Origin of the sequence: Phytohabitans aurantiacus (assembly GCF_027923225.1) — a bacterium.
Classification (GTDB): Bacteria; Actinomycetota; Actinomycetes; order Mycobacteriales; family Micromonosporaceae; genus Phytohabitans; species Phytohabitans aurantiacus.
Window position 1 is genome coordinate 95531 of the sequence record NZ_BSDI01000004.1, and the last position, 16199, is coordinate 111729.

Annotated in this window: 11 protein-coding genes and 1 tRNA gene; 6 read left to right on the plus strand and 6 right to left on the minus strand. The window is 69.4% G+C overall.

Annotated elements, in window-relative coordinates; genetic code table 11:
• Positions 1-2: 2 nt before the first annotated feature.
• The gene (locus QMG73_RS05040; protein WP_281893053.1) at positions 3-3179 is read right to left on the minus strand and encodes an efflux RND transporter permease subunit; all 3177 of its coding nucleotides are present in this window, start codon (positions 3177-3179) and stop codon (positions 3-5) included.
• A 165-nt stretch (positions 3180-3344) separates the two neighbouring features.
• Here QMG73_RS05040 and thrC point away from each other — a divergent pair, with 165 nt between their 5' ends.
• The gene (thrC, locus tag QMG73_RS05045; RefSeq protein WP_281892749.1) at positions 3345-4394 is read left to right on the plus strand and encodes a threonine synthase; all 1050 of its coding nucleotides are present in this window, start codon (positions 3345-3347) and stop codon (positions 4392-4394) included.
• 124 nt (positions 4395-4518) lie between these two features.
• Here the strand turns inward: thrC and QMG73_RS05050 are convergent, their stop codons facing one another.
• From QMG73_RS05050 to argS, 3 genes are read right to left on the minus strand one after another with little or no spacing between them, the layout of a single operon-like run.
• The gene (locus tag QMG73_RS05050; protein WP_281892750.1) at positions 4519-5820 is read right to left on the minus strand and encodes a homoserine dehydrogenase; all 1302 of its coding nucleotides are present in this window, start codon (positions 5818-5820) and stop codon (positions 4519-4521) included.
• A complete protein-coding gene (lysA, locus tag QMG73_RS05055; protein ID WP_281892751.1) occupies positions 5817-7202 on the minus strand; it encodes a diaminopimelate decarboxylase in 1386 nt (461 codons plus the stop codon). Before lysA ends, QMG73_RS05050 begins: the two co-directional genes overlap by 4 nt.
• Entirely contained in the window at positions 7203-8846 is a 1644-nt protein-coding gene (gene argS, locus QMG73_RS05060; protein WP_281892752.1) for an arginine--tRNA ligase, read from the minus strand. It abuts the gene before it with no gap.
• A 109-nt stretch (positions 8847-8955) separates the two neighbouring features.
• Here argS and QMG73_RS05065 point away from each other — a divergent pair, with 109 nt between their 5' ends.
• The 4 genes from QMG73_RS05065 to QMG73_RS05080 all read left to right on the plus strand — a co-directional run bounded on the left by QMG73_RS05065 (position 8956) and on the right by QMG73_RS05080 (position 11335).
• Complete coding sequence (locus QMG73_RS05065; RefSeq protein ID WP_281892753.1) at positions 8956-9807, plus strand: DUF3105 domain-containing protein; 852 nt, start codon at positions 8956-8958, stop codon at positions 9805-9807.
• Positions 9807-10472, plus strand: coding sequence for a DUF305 domain-containing protein (locus QMG73_RS05070; RefSeq protein ID WP_281892755.1), 666 nt, complete (start codon positions 9807-9809; stop codon positions 10470-10472). Before QMG73_RS05065 ends, QMG73_RS05070 begins: the two co-directional genes overlap by 1 nt.
• 216 nt (positions 10473-10688) lie before the next feature.
• Positions 10689-11210: a winged helix-turn-helix domain-containing protein gene (locus QMG73_RS05075; protein WP_281892756.1), complete on the plus strand. Its 522-nt coding sequence runs from the start codon at positions 10689-10691 to the stop codon at positions 11208-11210.
• 50 nt (positions 11211-11260) lie between these two features.
• Positions 11261-11335 (plus strand) — tRNA-Arg (locus QMG73_RS05080).
• Between the two features lie 123 nt (positions 11336-11458).
• Here the strand turns inward: QMG73_RS05080 and QMG73_RS05085 are convergent.
• Positions 11459-11914 carry a MarR family winged helix-turn-helix transcriptional regulator gene (locus QMG73_RS05085; RefSeq protein ID WP_281892757.1) on the minus strand — a complete coding sequence of 152 codons (456 nt, stop codon included), beginning with the start codon at positions 11912-11914 and terminating at the stop codon, positions 11459-11461.
• A gap of 140 nt (positions 11915-12054) precedes the next feature.
• Here QMG73_RS05085 and QMG73_RS05090 point away from each other — a divergent pair, with 140 nt between their 5' ends.
• Entirely contained in the window at positions 12055-12879 is an 825-nt protein-coding gene (locus tag QMG73_RS05090) for an NAD(P)H-binding protein (protein ID WP_281892759.1), read from the plus strand.
• 49 nt (positions 12880-12928) lie between these two features.
• Here QMG73_RS05090 and QMG73_RS05095 read toward each other — a convergent pair whose 3' ends face one another.
• The gene (locus QMG73_RS05095) at positions 12929-16195 is read right to left on the minus strand and encodes a S8 family serine peptidase (RefSeq protein ID WP_281892761.1); all 3267 of its coding nucleotides are present in this window, start codon (positions 16193-16195) and stop codon (positions 12929-12931) included.
• Between the last annotated feature and the right edge of the window lie 4 nt (positions 16196-16199).

Genomic DNA, 16199 nt, shown 5'->3' on the forward strand with positions numbered 1-16199 from the left:
ACTCACACGTTACGCTTCTTCGGCTTTGGCAGCCGGAGCACCTCGAACTGGTCGGTGCCCTCGATCAGCGCGGCAGACGGTACCGGCGGCGGCGGAGCCACCAGCGCACCGTTGCCGTTCGGCGTACGCGGCGCCGGCACCGGGGGCGCCGCGTTCTTCTTGAGGAGTCTCTCCTTGGCCTGCTCGACCAGGCTGTAGAGCGTCGGCACGAGCACCAGCGTCAGCAGCGTCGACGTGATCAGGCCACCGATCACCACGATGGCCAGCGGCTGCGAGATGAACCCGCCCTCGCCGGTCAGCCCGAAGGCCATCGGCAGCAGCGCGAAGATCGTCGCGATCGCGGTCATCAGGATCGGCCGCAGCCGGCGGCGGGCGCCCTCGACCACCGAGTCGCGCACGCTCATGCCCTGCGCCCGGTACTGGTTGATCAGGTCCATCAGCACGATCGCGTTGGTGACCACGATGCCCACCAGCATCAGCACGCCGATCAGGGCGGGCACGCCCATCGGGGTACCGGTCAGCATCAGCAGGCCGATCGCGCCGGTCGCGGCGAACGGCACCGACACCAGCAGGATCAGCGGCTGTACCAGGCTCCGGAACGCCGCCACCATGATCACGAAGACGATCGCGATCGCGGCGAGCACGGCGAGGCCCAGGTCGGCGAACGCCTCCTGCTGGTCGGCGCTCGCCCCGCCGATCTGGTAGCTGGAGCCGGTCGGCAGATTGAGCCCGTCCAGCCGCTTGGCGAGGGCATCGGTGACCGAGCCCAGGTCGGAGCTGACCGCCGTGCCGTACACGGTCGCCGCGCGCACGCCGTCGATCCTGGTCACCTCGACCGGGCCGGACACCTCGGTCACGTCGGCGATGTCGTCGAGCTTGGCGCCCGCGATCGGCATCGCGCGCAGCTCGTCGACGGTGGCCGGTGCGACACCGAAGCGCACCACCACGTCCTGCTGGGCGCCGGCCACCGTCACGCGGCCGACCGGGTCACCGCGGAACGCCTGTGACACCAGCGCACCGACCGCCGCCTCGGTGAGACCACGCTGGGCGGCCGCCGTGCGGTCCACGACGACGTCGACGCGCGGCACGTCGTCGGCCAGGTTCGTGCTGATCTCCTCTACGCCGGAGGTCTGCGCCAGCGCCTGGCGTACCATCTCGGTCGCCGTCGCGAGGGTGCCCGCGTCCGCGGCTTGGACCACGACCTCGATCCGGTCCGTGCTCTGGCCAGACGCCCCGACGGCGATCTCGCCGGCGTCGTCGATGCCGTCCAGCTCGGAGCGCAGCGCTTCCTTGGTCTCGGCAGCGTCGGCACCGTCCTTTACGGTCACCGAGAAGCTCGCCGTGGTCACCCCGCCGCCCTGCCAGGGCAGACCGCCGCCGCCGGCCGTGACCTGGTACGACTCGATGTCGTCGCGCCCCGTGAGCACTGCCTCGACCTTGCGCGCCGCGGCGTCGGTGGCCGCGAGGCTGGTGCCGGCCGGCAGCTCCTGCGTGATCGTGAACGTGTCCTGGCCCGAGTCGTCCAGGAAGTTCCGCTGCACCTGCGAGTACAGCCCCATCGTGCCCAGCAGCACCGCCAGGCCGATCCCCACCGTCACCCAGCGCCGGCGGAGCGCGAACCCGATCACGGGCAGGTACGCGAGCTGGAGATAGCTGGTCTTCTCGCGATCCTCGGCCGCCCGGCGGATCGCCTCCGCGCCGCCCTCGCCGGTCGCGGGGCGCAGGAACCAGTACGCCAGCACGGGGATCACGGTCAGCGACACCAGGAGCGAAGCGAGCAGCGCGACCGTCACGGTGACCGCGAACGGCCGGAACAGCTGCCCGACGAACCCGCCCACCAGCGCGATCGGCGCGAACACCGCCACCGTGGTCAGCGTCGAGGCGGTCACCGCACCGGAGACCTCCCGGACACCGTCCAGGATCGCTTTGCGCTTGTCCTCCCCGTACCCCAGATGGCGTTTGATGTTTTCCAGCACGACGATCGAGTCGTCGACGACCCGGCCCACCGCGATGGTGAGCGCGCCGAGCGTCAGCAGGTTGAGCGAGTAGTCGCCGACCCACAGGGCGATCAGCGCCACCAGCACCGACAGCGGGATCGATACGGCCGTGACAAGCGTGGATCGCACCGACAGCAGGAACACCAGGATCACCAGTACGGCCATGAGCAGGCCGAGCAGTCCTTCGGTGGTGAGACTGTCGATCGACTTCTCGACGAACGGCGCCTGGTCGAAGACCACCGTCAGCTCGGCGCCCGAGGCGGCCTTCAGATCATCCAGCCGGTCGCGGACCTCGCGCGAGATCTCCACGGCGTTGCCGCCCGGTGCCGCCGTGATCTCGATACCGAGGCTGTCCTTGCCGTTGGTGCGCGTGAACCCGGTCGGCTCGGCGAGCTGCTGCGTCACCGTCGCCAGGTCGCCCAGCCGGACGTTGACGCCGCGCGCTCCCGTGACCCACACCGTGCGCAGGTCGTCGACCGAACCGATGGGCGTGCCCACCTGTACCGTGCGGGTCTTGTCGTCCTGGGTCAGCCCGCCGGCCGGCATCGCGATGCCGTTGGCCTGGAGCGCGGCTCCGATCGCCCGCGCGTCGACGCCCGACGCCGCCAGCTTCGCCGGGTCCGGCGTGATCAGCACGACCTCGTCGCGGCCACCGGTCACCTCGACCGTGCGCACCCCGTCGATGCCGGACAGCTCGGGGATCACCGTCTGGTTGAGCGTGCCGGCCAAGGCGCGCTCGTCGGCTCCGCCACTCGCCGCCAGCACCACCGCCGGCAGGTCGTCGGTGCCGCCCGCGAACACCTCCGGCTCCACGCCCGCCGGCAACCGCGCGCCGAGCCGGCCGAGCGCGCCCTGCAGCTTCGCGACCGCGTCGTCGACATCGGTGCCGAATTCGAAAGCCACCTGTACCGTCGCCGAACCCATTCGGGACGTAGAGGTGACCTTGTCGACGCCGGCTATGCCCTGGACGCCATTCTCGATCGGCTCGGCGACCCGTTCTTCGACGATCTCGGGTGCGGCACCCGGATAGGTGGCCACGATGAACGCCGCGGGAAATTCGAGCGACGGCAAGAGCTGCTGCTTGAGCGAGGGAATGGCGAACGCGCCGAACGCGGTGACCACCACCGCGATCAGGGCGACCAGACTGCGGTTGGCAAGGCTGAGTCTGGCGAGCGACGGCATGGGGTAGCTCACTCCTGAGAAAATTGAGGCGCATGAGGTATGCGGCGACTCACCTTATCGACCGAACCGGCGGCTCGGTGTAGTGCATCCGACCCCTTTCGAATGTCCTGGCAGGTGGTGCGGCATCCTTGACACGGCACCACCACCGCTAGACAGGAGAGCACCATGTGGCGCGGTCTGATCGAGGCGTACCGTGACCGGCTGCCGGTCACCGATGCCACCCCGGTGATCACGCTCCACGAGGGGAACACGCCGCTCGTACCGGCCCCGACGCTCTCCTCCCGGGTGGGCGCCGACGTCTACCTCAAGGTCGAGGGAGCGAACCCGACCGGATCCTTCAAGGACCGCGGCATGACGGTCGCCGTCTCCAAGGCGGTCGAAAGCGGTGCCAAGGCGATCATCTGCGCGTCGACCGGCAACACGTCCGCGTCGGCGGCGGCGTACGCGGCACGTGCCGGGCTCACCTGCGCGGTCCTCGTGCCCCAGGGCAAGATCGCGCTGGGCAAGCTGGCACAGGCGCTCGTCCACGGCGCCCGGCTGCTCCAGGTCAGCGGCAACTTCGACGACTGCCTCGCGCTGGCGTCCAAGCTGTCGTTGGACTACCCGGTCGCGCTGGTCAACTCGGTCAACCCCGACCGCCTCGCCGGGCAGAAGACCGCCGCCTTCGAGATCATCGAAGCCCTCGGCGACGCGCCCGACATCCACTGCCTGCCCGTTGGCAACGCCGGCAACATCACCGCGTACTGGATGGGCTACGAGGAGGACTTCGCGGCCGGCAACTCCACCCGCAAGCCGAAGATGTACGGGTTCCAGGCGTCCGGCGCCGCCCCGATCGTCACCGGGCAGGCCGTCCGCGAGCCGTCGACCATCGCGACCGCGATCCGCATCGGCAACCCGGCGAGCTGGACCAAGGCGGTCGACGCGCGCGACGCCTCCGGCGGGCTCATCGAGGCCGTGACCGACCGCGAGATCCTGACCGCGTACCGGCTGCTGGCCCGCGACGTGGGCGTCTTCGTCGAGCTGGGCAGCGCGGCCAGCGTGGCCGGCCTGCTCCAGCAGGCCGAGGCCGGTCGCATCCCGGCTGGCGGCACCGTCGTCTGCACGGTGACCGGCCACGGCCTGAAGGACCCCGAGTGGGCCATCTCCACGGCTCCCAGCCCCACGACCATCAAGAACGACGTGCTGGCTGCGGCCAAGTCCCTGGACCTAGCGTGATCAGGGCGTCCCTCAAGTCGTTAGAGCAACGTCAGGGATGAACGGTCCGAGTCGCTGCGCGGTGCTTGCGCACGACGGAGTAGGCGACTCGGACCGTTCACAGCCCTGATCACGAAGGACGGGGCTACGTCGTGGCGCCCTCTACTCTCAGGACGCTGGCGATCGAGCGGACGATGTCGAGCGCCTGAAGCTCGCGGACCGTCGCGGCCAGCGCGGCATCCGGGGCGCCGTGGGTGACGATCACGAGGATCGCGTCGTCGCCCCGGCCCGACTGGCGCACCGTGGCGATCGAGACATCGTGCTTGGCGAACACGCCGGCCACAGCGGCCAGTACACCAGCGCGGTCGGCCACGTCGAGGCTGATGTGGTAGCGGGTCACCACCTCGCCCATCGGCCGGACGGGCAGGTCGGCGTACGCGGACTCGCTCGCTGACCGTACCCCTGCCAGGCGGTTGCGCCCGACGGCGACGATGTCGCCGAGCACGGCGCTCGCGGTCGGCGCGCCTCCGGCGCCACGGCCGTAGAACATGAGCTGCCCCGCGGCTTCGGCCTCGACGAACACCGCGTTGAACGCGTCGCCGACGCTCGCCAGCGGATGGGTGCGCGGGATCATCGCCGGGTGCACCCGCACGCTCACGGAGTCACCGGACGGGCCGGAGACGCGCGAGGCGATGCAGAGCAGCTTGATCGTGCAGCCCATGGCCTTGGCGCTGGCCACGTCGGCGGCGCTGACCTCGGTGATGCCCTCGCGGTGCACGTCGGCGGCGCCCACGCGACTGTGGAACGCCAGGGACGCGAGGATCGCCGCTTTCGCCGCCGCGTCGAAACCGTCGACGTCGGCGGTGGGGTCGGCTTCGGCGTATCCGAGAGCGGTCGCCTCTTCCAGTGCCTCGGTGAAGCTGGCGCCGCTGGAATCCATGGACGACAGGATGTAGTTCGTGGTGCCGTTGACGATGCCCGTCACGCGCGTGATCTTGTCGCCGTGCAGCGACTCGCGCAGCGGGCGCAACAGCGGGATCGCCCCGGCGACGGCCGCCTCGTAGTACAGGTCGGAGCCGCCCTCGGTAGCCGCGTCGTGCAGCGTGCCGCCGTCTTCGGCGAGCAGGGCCTTGTTGGCGGTCACGACGCTCTTCCCAGCACGCAGCGCCTCGACCAGCCAGGTGCGTGCCGGCTCGATGCCGCCGACGACCTCGACGACCACGTCGACGTCGTCGCGCTTGACCAGGCCGAGGGCGTCGGTGGTGAACAGCGCCGGGTCGACGGGCAGATCGCCGCGGTCGCGGGCGAGCCGGCGAACGGCGATGCCGGCGATCTCGATCGGGGCGCCGATCCGTGCCGTCAGGTCATCCGCCTGCTCGTGCAACAGCCGGACGACCTCGGCGCCGACCGTGCCGCACCCCAACAGAGCCAAGCGAACAGGTTTCATCCCACATCCAATGCCAACAGGTCGTCCTCGGTCTCCCGCCGGACGATCACCCGAGCCCGCCCGTCGCGCACGGCGAGCACCGGTGGCCTGGGCACGTGGTTGTAGTTGCTGGCCATGCTCCGGCAATAGGCTCCCGTGCCGGGTACGGCAAGAAGATCTCCGGGCTGCACGTCGGCGGGCAGGAATTCATCCTTAACAACCACGTCCCCGGACTCGCAATGTTTTCCCACCACCCGAGCGAGGATCGGGCCGGCTTCCGACGTGCGGGACGCCACGGTCGCCGAGTACGACGCGTCGTAGAGCGCGGTGCGGATGTTGTCGCTCATGCCACCGTCGACGCTCACGTAGGTGCGGATGCCGTCGACGTCCTTGACCGTGCCGACCTCGTAGAGCGTGAAGACAGCCGGACCGACGATCGCCCGGCCGGGCTCGATCGACAGGTGCGGCACCGCTAGCTGCAGCGCCTCACACTCGCCCTCGACGATCTTGGTGAGCCGCTTGGCCAGGTCAGCGGGGGGTGCCGGGTCGTCCTGCGTCGTGTACGCGATGCCGAAACCACCGCCGAGGTCGAGCTCGGGCAACTCGACGCCGCGCGCCTCGCGGATCTGGGCCTGTAGCCCGAGCACCCGCTTGGCCGATACCTCGAAGCCGCTGGTGTCGAAGATCTGCGAGCCGATGTGGGAGTGCAGGCCGCGCAGGTCGAGCACGCCCTCGTCGATGATCTTCAGCGCCGCCTGGACCGCCGACCCGCCGGCGAGCGAGAACCCGAACTTCTGGTCTTCGTGGGCGGTCGCGATGAACTCGTGCGTGTGCGCCTCGACACCGACCGTCACCCGGATGAGCACGCTCGGGCGCTTGCCGAACTCGCGCGCCAGCGCGGTCAGCCGGTCGATCTCGTGGAACGAGTCGACGATGATCCGTCCCACCCCGGCCTCGACCGCACGGGTGAGCTCGGCCACGGACTTGTTGTTGCCGTGGAAGCCGATCCGCTCGGGCGGCATGCCCGCGGACAGCGCCGTGGCCAGCTCCCCGCCGCTGCACACGTCGAGGTGCAGGCCCTCCTCGGCGATGATCCGGACGACGGCCCGGCACAGGAACGCCTTGCCCGCGTAGTACACGTCGCAGCCGTCGAACGCCGCCAGGAAGTCACGGCATCGGGCGCGCATGTCACCCTCGTCGAGCACGTACGCCGGAGTACCGAACTCCTCCGCCAGGGCCCGGACGCTGAGGTCGCCGACGGCGAGCGCGCCGTCGGCGGCTCGCGCGACGCCGGTGGGCCACAGGTGCGGCACGAGGGCGTTGACGTCTTCAGGGGTACGCAGCCAGGCGGGCCCCCGGCTGCCAAGGTCGCCGTGCAGCGCCCCCGCTTCGTGCGCCCTCATCTACATCCTCTCGGGGGCGGAGACGCCCAAAAGATCCAAACCGTTAGCGATCACGGTACGCGTGGCGTCGTTCAGCCACAGCCTGGTCCGGTGGAGATCACCGATCGGTTCGTCACCCTTGGGGAGGATGCGACAGTTGTCATAGAACCGGTGGTAATTGCCGGACAGGTCTTCCAGGTACCGGGCGATCCGGTGGGGCTCGCGCAGCTCGGCCGCGGTGGCGACAACGGATGGGTACTCGCCGAGCGCCTTGAGCAGCTCGTTTTCCTTCTCGTGGTCGAGCAGCTCGGGCCGGAAGGAGTCGGCGTCACCGCGGCTCAGCCCCACCTCGGCCGCGTTGCGGGCGACGCTGGCGGTGCGGGCGGCCACGTACTGCACGTAGTAGACCGGGTTGTCGCGCGTCGACCGGGTCCACAGCTCGACGTCGATGTCGATCGGCGAGTCAGCTGAGTACCGTGCCAGCGCGTACCGGGCGGCGTCGACGCCGATCGCCTCGACCACGTCTTCGAGCGTGACCACGGTGCCGGCCCGCTTGCTCATCCGCACCGGCACGCCGTCGCGTACCAGGTTGACCATCTGCCCGATCATGATCTCCAGATGGGTGTCGGGGTCGTCGCCGAAGCACGACACCATCGCCCGCATCCGGCCGATGTATCCGTGGTGGTCGGCGCCCAGCATCATCACCACGCGCTCGAAGGCCCGCTCGCGCTTGTCCAGGTAGTAGGCGCAGTCTGCGGCGAAGTAGGTCCATTCGCCGTCGGACTTGCGCAGGACCCGGTCCTTGTCGTCGCCGAAGTCGGTGGTGCGCAGCCAGATCGCGCCATCGGCCTCGAAGACGTGGCCCTGCTCACGCAGCCGGGTCAACGCGTGGTCGAGCTCACCCCGGCTGTGCAGGTCGGACTCGCGGAAGTAGAGGTCGAAGTGCACACCGAAGCCGGTCAGCGAGGACTCGATCTCGGCGAGCATCCGCTCGACACCCACGCTCCGGAACGTCGCCAGGTCGGCGTCGGGGTGGTCGCGCGTGATGCCCTCGGCGATCTCCGCGATGTAGGCGCCCGCGTATCCGTCTTCGGGCGTCGGCTCGCCCCGCGAGGCGGCCAGCAGCGACTGGGCGAACCGGTCGATCTGCGTGCCCGCGTCGTTCACGTAGTACTCGGTGCCCACCTCGGCTCCGACCGCGCGCAGCAACCGAGCCAGCGCGTCGCCGAGCGCCGCCCACCGGACGCCACCGATGTGCACGGGACCGGTCGGGTTCGCCGAGACGAACTCCAGGTTGATCTTCTGGCCGGCGAGCCGCTCGCTGTGCCCGTACTCCTTGCCGGCCTGCACGACCACGCGGGCGAGCTGGCCGGCGGCGGCCGCGTCGAGGCGGATGTTGAGGAAGCCGGGGCCGGCGATCTCGACCGATTTGATGCCGGGCGTGCGGCCAAGCTGATCGGCGAGGCCGGCGGCCAGGTCGCGGGGTGGTACTCCCGACTTCTTCGCCAGCTGTAGTGCCAGCGTGGACGCGTAGTCACCATGCTCAGGGTTGCGGGGTCGCTCAACCGCCGTCGACTCCGGTAGCGCGGTCGGGTCGAGCCCACGCTCGGCGAAAAGCGCGTGGGCAGCCGCTAATACGGCGTCTGCGAGCTTGGCGGGAGTCACCGAGTCATGTTACCGGGGGTACAGTGGGTGCTTCGGCGGCGACCCTGTCGATCGATGTGTTGCGTCGATCAACCGCCCACCCCTTGACCGACCGACCTGACGAGGCACCATGAGCATCAGTACCCCGGCCGGCGACAAGCGCCGTCCGTCCGCGGTCAGCACCGGCAAGAAGCCGCCTGCGGGTAAGTCCTCTTCCTCTTCGACCTCCTCGACCTCGACGGCTCGCAAGCCGTCGACCGCCAGCAAGGCCGCGGGGACCGCGGCCCGTCCTGGCGGCAAGGCCGGTGGTGCCGGCGGTGGCGGCAAGGGTCGCAAGCCGATCACGCCGGTCAAGGTCAGCCAGGGGCGCAGTTGGGGCCCGATCGCGATGTTCGTCGCCGTCGGCGTGATTGCGGCCGGCATCATCGGGTACGGCTCATGGGCCGCTTTCAAGGGCTCCCAGCCATGGGAGCAGAAGGCCGCCGACATCGACGGGATCGTCAACTACCGGGACAACCCGGACAAGACACTCACCGAGGCCAACCACGCGTGGGGCCCGCTGACCTACAAGCTCACCCCGCCGGTCGGCGGCAACCACAACTACAACTGGCAGAACTGCATGGGTGACGTCTACGACGCCCCCATCGCCAACGAGCACGCGGTGCACGCCATGGAGCACGGCGCGGTCTGGGTCGCGTACAAGAGCGGTCTGGCCGCCGACCAGGTGGAGAAGCTCGCCAGCAAGGTGCGCGGCAACGAGTACATGCTGATGAGCCCGATCGAGAACCTCGACCACGAGGTCTCGCTCCAGGCGTGGGGCTACCAGCTCAAGGTCGACAGCGTCGACGACGGCCGCATCGACCAGTTCATCAGCGCGCTGCGCCAGAACGCCACGGTCGAGGCGGGAGCCACCTGCTCCGGCGGCATCACGGCCACCGGCACCACGCCGCGCGACATCGGCAAGGACCAGCAGGGCGGCTGATGAGCGTCTCCGTGGAGTCCGACCCCGAGTCGCCGGAGATCGACGACGCGGTTCCGCCAGCCCGCCGGCGCTTCGGTGTCGCCGGCTGGTTGGCGGCCGGCGTCGCACTGGGCCTCCTCCTGGGCCTCGTGGCCGGGCTACTGATCGTCCCGTCATTCACCCGGCCGGGCGAAGACTCGGCCGAGGCCGGGTTCGCCCGGGACATGTCGACGCACCACGCCCAGGCCGTCGAGATGGGCATGCTCGCCCACCAGAAGGCCAGCGACAGCGACGTGCGCACGCTCGGCGGCGACATCGCGCTGACCCAGCAGGCCCAGATCGGGATGATGCAGGCGTGGCTACGCGAGTGGAAGCTCGGCCCCACCGGTTCGCAGCCGCGCATGGCGTGGATGCCCGAGGGCAGCGCCGGCCTCGAAAACGGCCTGATGCCGGGTATGGCGACAGACGCCGAGCGCGCTCAATTGCGCAGCGCCACCGGCAAGGCGTTCGACGTGCTCTTCCTCCAGCTGATGATCAAGCATCACCTCGGCGGCATCCACATGGCCGAAGAGGTGGTCAAGCTGACCGACAACGCCGAGGTGCTCCGGCTCGCGCAGGGCATGGTCGCCAACCAGCGCAACGAGGTGGCCGCCTTCCAGCAGCTCCTGACGAAGCTCGGTGGATAAAGTCGGATAAATCGTGACTCTCCGGAGCTTTCTGTTCACCCAGCGCTACCTGTCCGAATCGGACTCGTTGTCCGGGACGTGGGGGTTGTACTTGGTGACGGACGACGATCAATCGCAAACTGGTGCCGGCGGTATGCGAGCGGAGGCGACGGCGCGGTAGCCGCCCGCCGCCGGCACGGAGCGCTCACTCGTGAGCAGGAGCTCCGACTCATCGACATGCTGCGCGACGCGTTCCCCGAAGACTTCGGGTTGGCCGGAAGCCTGTGGACCCGCCAGAGTGTGCTCGGATTGGTCGAGCAGACATACGGCATCCCGCTCAGCGTGCCCGGCATCGCCCGGTACCTGCGCGCCTGGGGCCTCGCACCGCGGGAACCCGTCGACCGGGCCTGCGCCCTCTGCGCGATGGCGGTCGTACAGTGGCAGTCTGACCGGTACCCGGAGATCCTTCAGGCCGCGCAGCTCGAACGCGCCGACCTGTACTGGGCCGGCCGCACCCGCCTGCACGGCGTCTCACCCGCGACAGAGGTCGTAGCGGCGGTGTCGACCCGCGGCTGGGTCCGCTTCCTGGTCACCGGCGAAACGGCGCTACCGCGCGAATTCCTGAGCCGGCTAGCGTCACAGGCAGGCCGGGACGTGCACGTGGTGGTAGACGGCTCATGGGCAACCACCGAATGGCCCCGCCGGATCCCAGACGGCGTGGTGCTACACGCGTTGCCGACATGCGAACGGGGACGCTGAGTCGGTTCGGCGACGGCGGGGGGAGCCTGCTACTCTTCGTTGGTCGCTGAGCCCCCGTAGCTCAGGGGATAGAGCACCGCCCTCCGGAGGCGGGAGCGCAGGTTCGAATCCTGCCGGGGGCACCAGCTTTCGCGCTCCACGTCCGCTGAGATGCACGGACCTGGAGCGCTTGTCATTTCTGCCTGGGGCTCGAGCCCCAGACCCCACGCCCGGGTGCAGGCTTTAGCGGTACTCCGCCTGGTCGCTTTCTAGCCACTGGCGCCATCACGAACGGTGCGCAGGGCGCCGATCGCGGCCACGTACTTCAGCAGTAGGCGCGCGAACTCGAGTCGCTCCTGCTCCGGCCACTCGCGGGTGATGTACTCGAACGCGGTCCGCTGGTGCTGCCGGAAACGTTCCAACGTCGCGACGCCCTCAGGGCTGAGCCGCAGCACAGTACGCCGCCCGTCACGCTGAGACGCAGCCCGCGCCAGGTAGCCGGCGCTGATGCAGTCGGTGACCATGCGGCTTGCGACCGACGGGTCGACCGCGAGGCGTTCAGCCACCACGCCGACGGTGACCTCGCCGTCGGTGCCGTCCTCGACGATGTTGAGCACGAGCGTGCGGGTCAGGTCTTTGGCCGGTACCGGGTTTTCCACGTCGAGCAGCACGCTGCGGCGCAACCGGGAGAAGGCGGGACCGACCGCGTCCAGCAAATCTGACATCACGCGAGTTTAAGGCATGTGCTAGCGTGCAACCATGTGCATGACAGCATGCACATATGTAACCCGGATCCTCCGGGCGGAGTCGTGGCGCGGTGAGCGCCCGCTCGATGGCCTCCTTCACACGAGGAGACAGCAAACCCATGACCACCCTCATCACCGGCGCGCGCGGCAATGTCGGCGGCGGCGTCCTGCGGCGCTTGCACGCTGCCGGCCACGCCCTGCGCGCGTCGAGCCGGGAGCCCGGGCGACTGGACGTGCCCGAGGGGATCGAGACAGTACTGCTCGATCTTGCCGAGCCTGACACGTTCGAGTCTGCCTTGCGGGGCATCACCCAGGTGTTCCTCTACGCCGAGCCTGAAGGCGTCGACGAGTTCGTCGGCGCCGCCGAGGCGGCCGGCGTCAAGCACATCGTGCTGCTGTCGAGCTCCGCGGCGCTGTCGCCGACCGCGCTGGAAGACCCGCTCGGCCGGCACCACATCCTGGTCGAGCGCGCACTACTGGCATCGTCGATCTCGACGACGCTGCTACGACCAGACGCTTTCGCCGGCAACGCGTTTGGCTGGCTGGACGCGATCCGGTCCGGCGGGCCGGTCGAGCAGGCCTATCCGGACGCCAATGTCGCCCCGGTGCACGAAGACGATATCGCCGATGTCGCGGCCGCGGCGCTGACCGAAGACTGGCTCGTCGGTCACGCCATCACGCTCACCGGACCGCGGTCGATAAGCCTGCGCGAGCAAATCACCATCGTCGCCGGCCGGCTCGGACGCGACATCGCCATCCACGAGCTGACGCGCGCCGAGGCGGAGGAGAAGATGGCTCGATACATGCCAGCCGAGTTTGTCGCATCGCTGCTCGACTTCTGGGCCGGCGCCGTGGCCGGGCCGGCACCGATCAGTGATGCCGAGTGGGTGACGTGCAAGCCCGCCCGCACGTTCGAACAGTGGGTCGAGGAGCACATCCACTAAGGATTTGGTTGGGGCCCTTGACCGGCTGGTCAAGGGCCCCTCTCATCGGTCAGTGCAGCAGGTACGCGCGGAGCGTGGTCAGCGTGACCTCGTTACCGGCCTTGTCCTTCGCCACGGCTCGCAGCGACACGTGCTCGGCGCCGGCCGGATGGTTGACCGTCGTCTTCCACTTCGAGCCACCGCCTTTCACCGCCGCCGGGCTCCACGTAGCACCGTCGTCGTAGGACACTTCGACGGTGAGGCTGGTGACACGGCTGGCATGGGAGCCGGCCTGGTGGCTGACTCGCACCGGAATGGTGAATCGTTCGCCCGCCGGTGCGCTGTACGCACCGTCCAGCGCTGGCGCGTAGTGCACCGTCATCAGGGGAAGAGGCGTCACCGCCTCCGCGGAGTGTGCGGAACGGAACGACCATGAGCCGGACACCTTGGTGGATGTCGGGAAGACCCCGGTGCGGTCGAGTTCCGCCTCCAAACGGTACGCGGAATCCTCGCTGGGCAGCGTCGTCGAGAGAATGCCAGCTACGGGGGAGGTCGCGATGGGTTCCCCATTCCGATACAGGGTGGTCTGGCTCCGCTTCGCCGGGATCTTGCCGCCGATCCCGAACCGGCCGGGCACGGGGTCGACCATCATGCCGAAGTACGCGCTGAATTCGTCGTCGGCTGTCCGGGTCACGCCGACCGTCGACGCGCTACCGGCTGGGCGGTTGTAGAACGCCGGGCCGAAGACCGCCGTGTTCCAAATCTGTTGGTACGAACGCCCTGGCCGGTAGACGAGGTCCGATTGGGCGGCGAGGGTCACCGTCTTCGGAACGTCGATCGGGCCGATGTCGACCATGTCGCTGGACCAGTTCACGTTCGTGCCGGCGAAGTAGTCGATGCGGCGCGCGGGCAGCCGCATGCGGATGTTTGCGGAGAAGAACGCGTTGTCGGCCAGTGAGCCCATCGCACCGGCGGTGCCGGGCAGCCCGTGCATGTTCTGGTGTACGACGGCCAGGTCGCGGGGACGGACGTGGCGGGTGAGCCCGGTCGGGACTCCGCCGTCGATGCCGATTCCCACGTTGTACATGTACGGGCTGTCCCAGAAGGAACCGTTGCCGTCCGAACGGGCCCAGTGGGAAGCGACCAGAGACTTGAAGCCCGCCGAGGTGGCCGCGGGGCCGACCTGTCCGAGGAACAGCCTTTGGGTGCCCTCGTAGGGGAAGTAGTAATCGAGTCCGTCATCGCCGGGCGCCGTGTAGCTGGCGAGCGACAAGACCGGAGCGGCGCCGGGTTCGGGCACGGTGATGTCGACGGCGGCGGCGGTCCGGGCGTCGATAACGACCGTGGTGTCGGCCTTCAACCGGATCTGTGGCCGCGCCAGCAGCGAGATGGTTTCCTTCTCGGTGTCCGGGTCGGTCGCGATGAGGGCACCCACGCTGTAGTCGCCCGCGGGCACGCGCGTGGTGTATCCGTCCGGCGTCATCTGGTACGACACCTGTTCGCCGGTCCACGACGTGACGGCGCTGTTGTACGCCGTCGCGGTCGCGCCGTGCCGGTCGATCACCCGCACGGTGATGTCGTAGCTTTCCGCCTCGCGGAACACGGAGACCTGCGTCCGCACCGGGGTGGCACCCACCATCGCGGTGACCTGGCCCGTGTACCGGCCGTCCGGGGCGGCCACCGACGTGTCCACCGTGACGGTGACCGTGGCCGTGCCTCCCGCGGGGATCGTCACGGTCGACGGCGACACCGTCAGCATCCCGGCCGGAGCGGCACCGCCGGGGCCGGTCATCGCTCCAGCCACGGTGGCCGAAATCGGTGTGGTACCGGTGTTGCGGTAGGTCAGCACCTTGGCCATCGGTGCGTCGTCCTCGTGCGGCCACTCCGGCCGCCCCAGGTTGAGGCTGCCCTGATCCACGACCACGGACGCGCTGACCAGAGCGGCCAGGTCTACCCGACCCGCGCCCTGCCCGTCGAGGGCGACCCCATCGAGCCACCGGGAGGTGCTCATCAAAGCGCCCTTGAGTTCCGAGCCGCTCCACTGTGGATATTTCTGGGCCAGAAGTGCCGCGGCGCCGGCGACGTGCGGTGTCGCCATCGACGTGCCGCTGCGCGCCATGTAGGGCCCGCTGCCCTCATCAGGCACCAGCGAGGAGCGGGCGGCCACGATGTCGGTACCGGGAGCCGCGATCTCGGGCTTGAGCCCGCCGTCACCCAGCCGGGGACCACCGCTGGAGAAGTCCGCGATGGCGTCCTGACGATCGACCGCCGCGACCGAGAGTGCGGCGTCCGCTGTGGACGGTGACTGGACCGTGTGGGGACCGTCGTTGCCTGACGCGATCACGAAGAGCGTGCCGTACTGCGCGCTGAGCCGGTTGACCGTGTCTTCGACGATGTCGACGCCAGGACTGTCCGGCCCGCCGATGCTCACGTTTACCACCGAGGCGCCCTGCTCGGCCGCCCACTGCATGCCGGCGATCATCGCCGAGTCGGAGCACCACCTGTCGTCACACACCTTGCCGGCGAGGATCGTGGCTTCCGGCGCGATGCCCTTGTACCGCCCGCCGGAGGCAGCGCCGTTGCCCGCCATGGTGGACGCCACATGCGTGCCGTGCCCGATCACGTCGCCTGGCTCCGGCGACTCGGAGAAGTTCTCGCTGGCTCGAATACGACCGGCGAGATCGGGATGGCTCGCGTCGACGCCGGTGTCCAGTACCCCCACCACGACGTCACGGCCGGTGAGGCCGGCTTCCCAGGCCGCTGGCGCGCCGATCTGTGCCGCGCTCTGGTCGAGCGCGATCTGCCTGACGCCATCCAGAAGGATCGAGCGGACGGCGCCCTGGTCGAGCCCGGAACGCAGCTCGGTCCACAGTGCACCGTTGTCGCCCTTGTCGGCGCGCACCGCGAGCGCGTTCACCACGGGGATCTCGCGAGTCACCGTGGCGCGCTTGTCCGCTAATTGGCGCAGGCTGGAGCGCTTCGCGCCTCCGGCGTGCTGGAGGATGAGCGGCGTCGTGTCGCGGTACCCGATCGCGAGCAGCCCGGTCACGTCGAACAGTCGCCGATCCACCCGACCCGCGGCCAGCAGTCCGAGCACATCGGATGGATAGATGTACTGGTGCCCGGCGCGCCGCTCGGCAGCGAACCCGATCCGGTCTCGCCCCTTGCCGGGCTCGACCGACACCACCTTGTCGCCGCTGAAACGCACGACGTCGCCGGTGACGAGGGTGACCGTGTCACCCGGTAGGGCGCCGCCCGGTTGTGCTGTGGCGGGCGCGGGACCAGAAAGGACCAGCGTCAGACTCGCCGACGCGGCGAGCCATCGAAATGTTCTCACACAG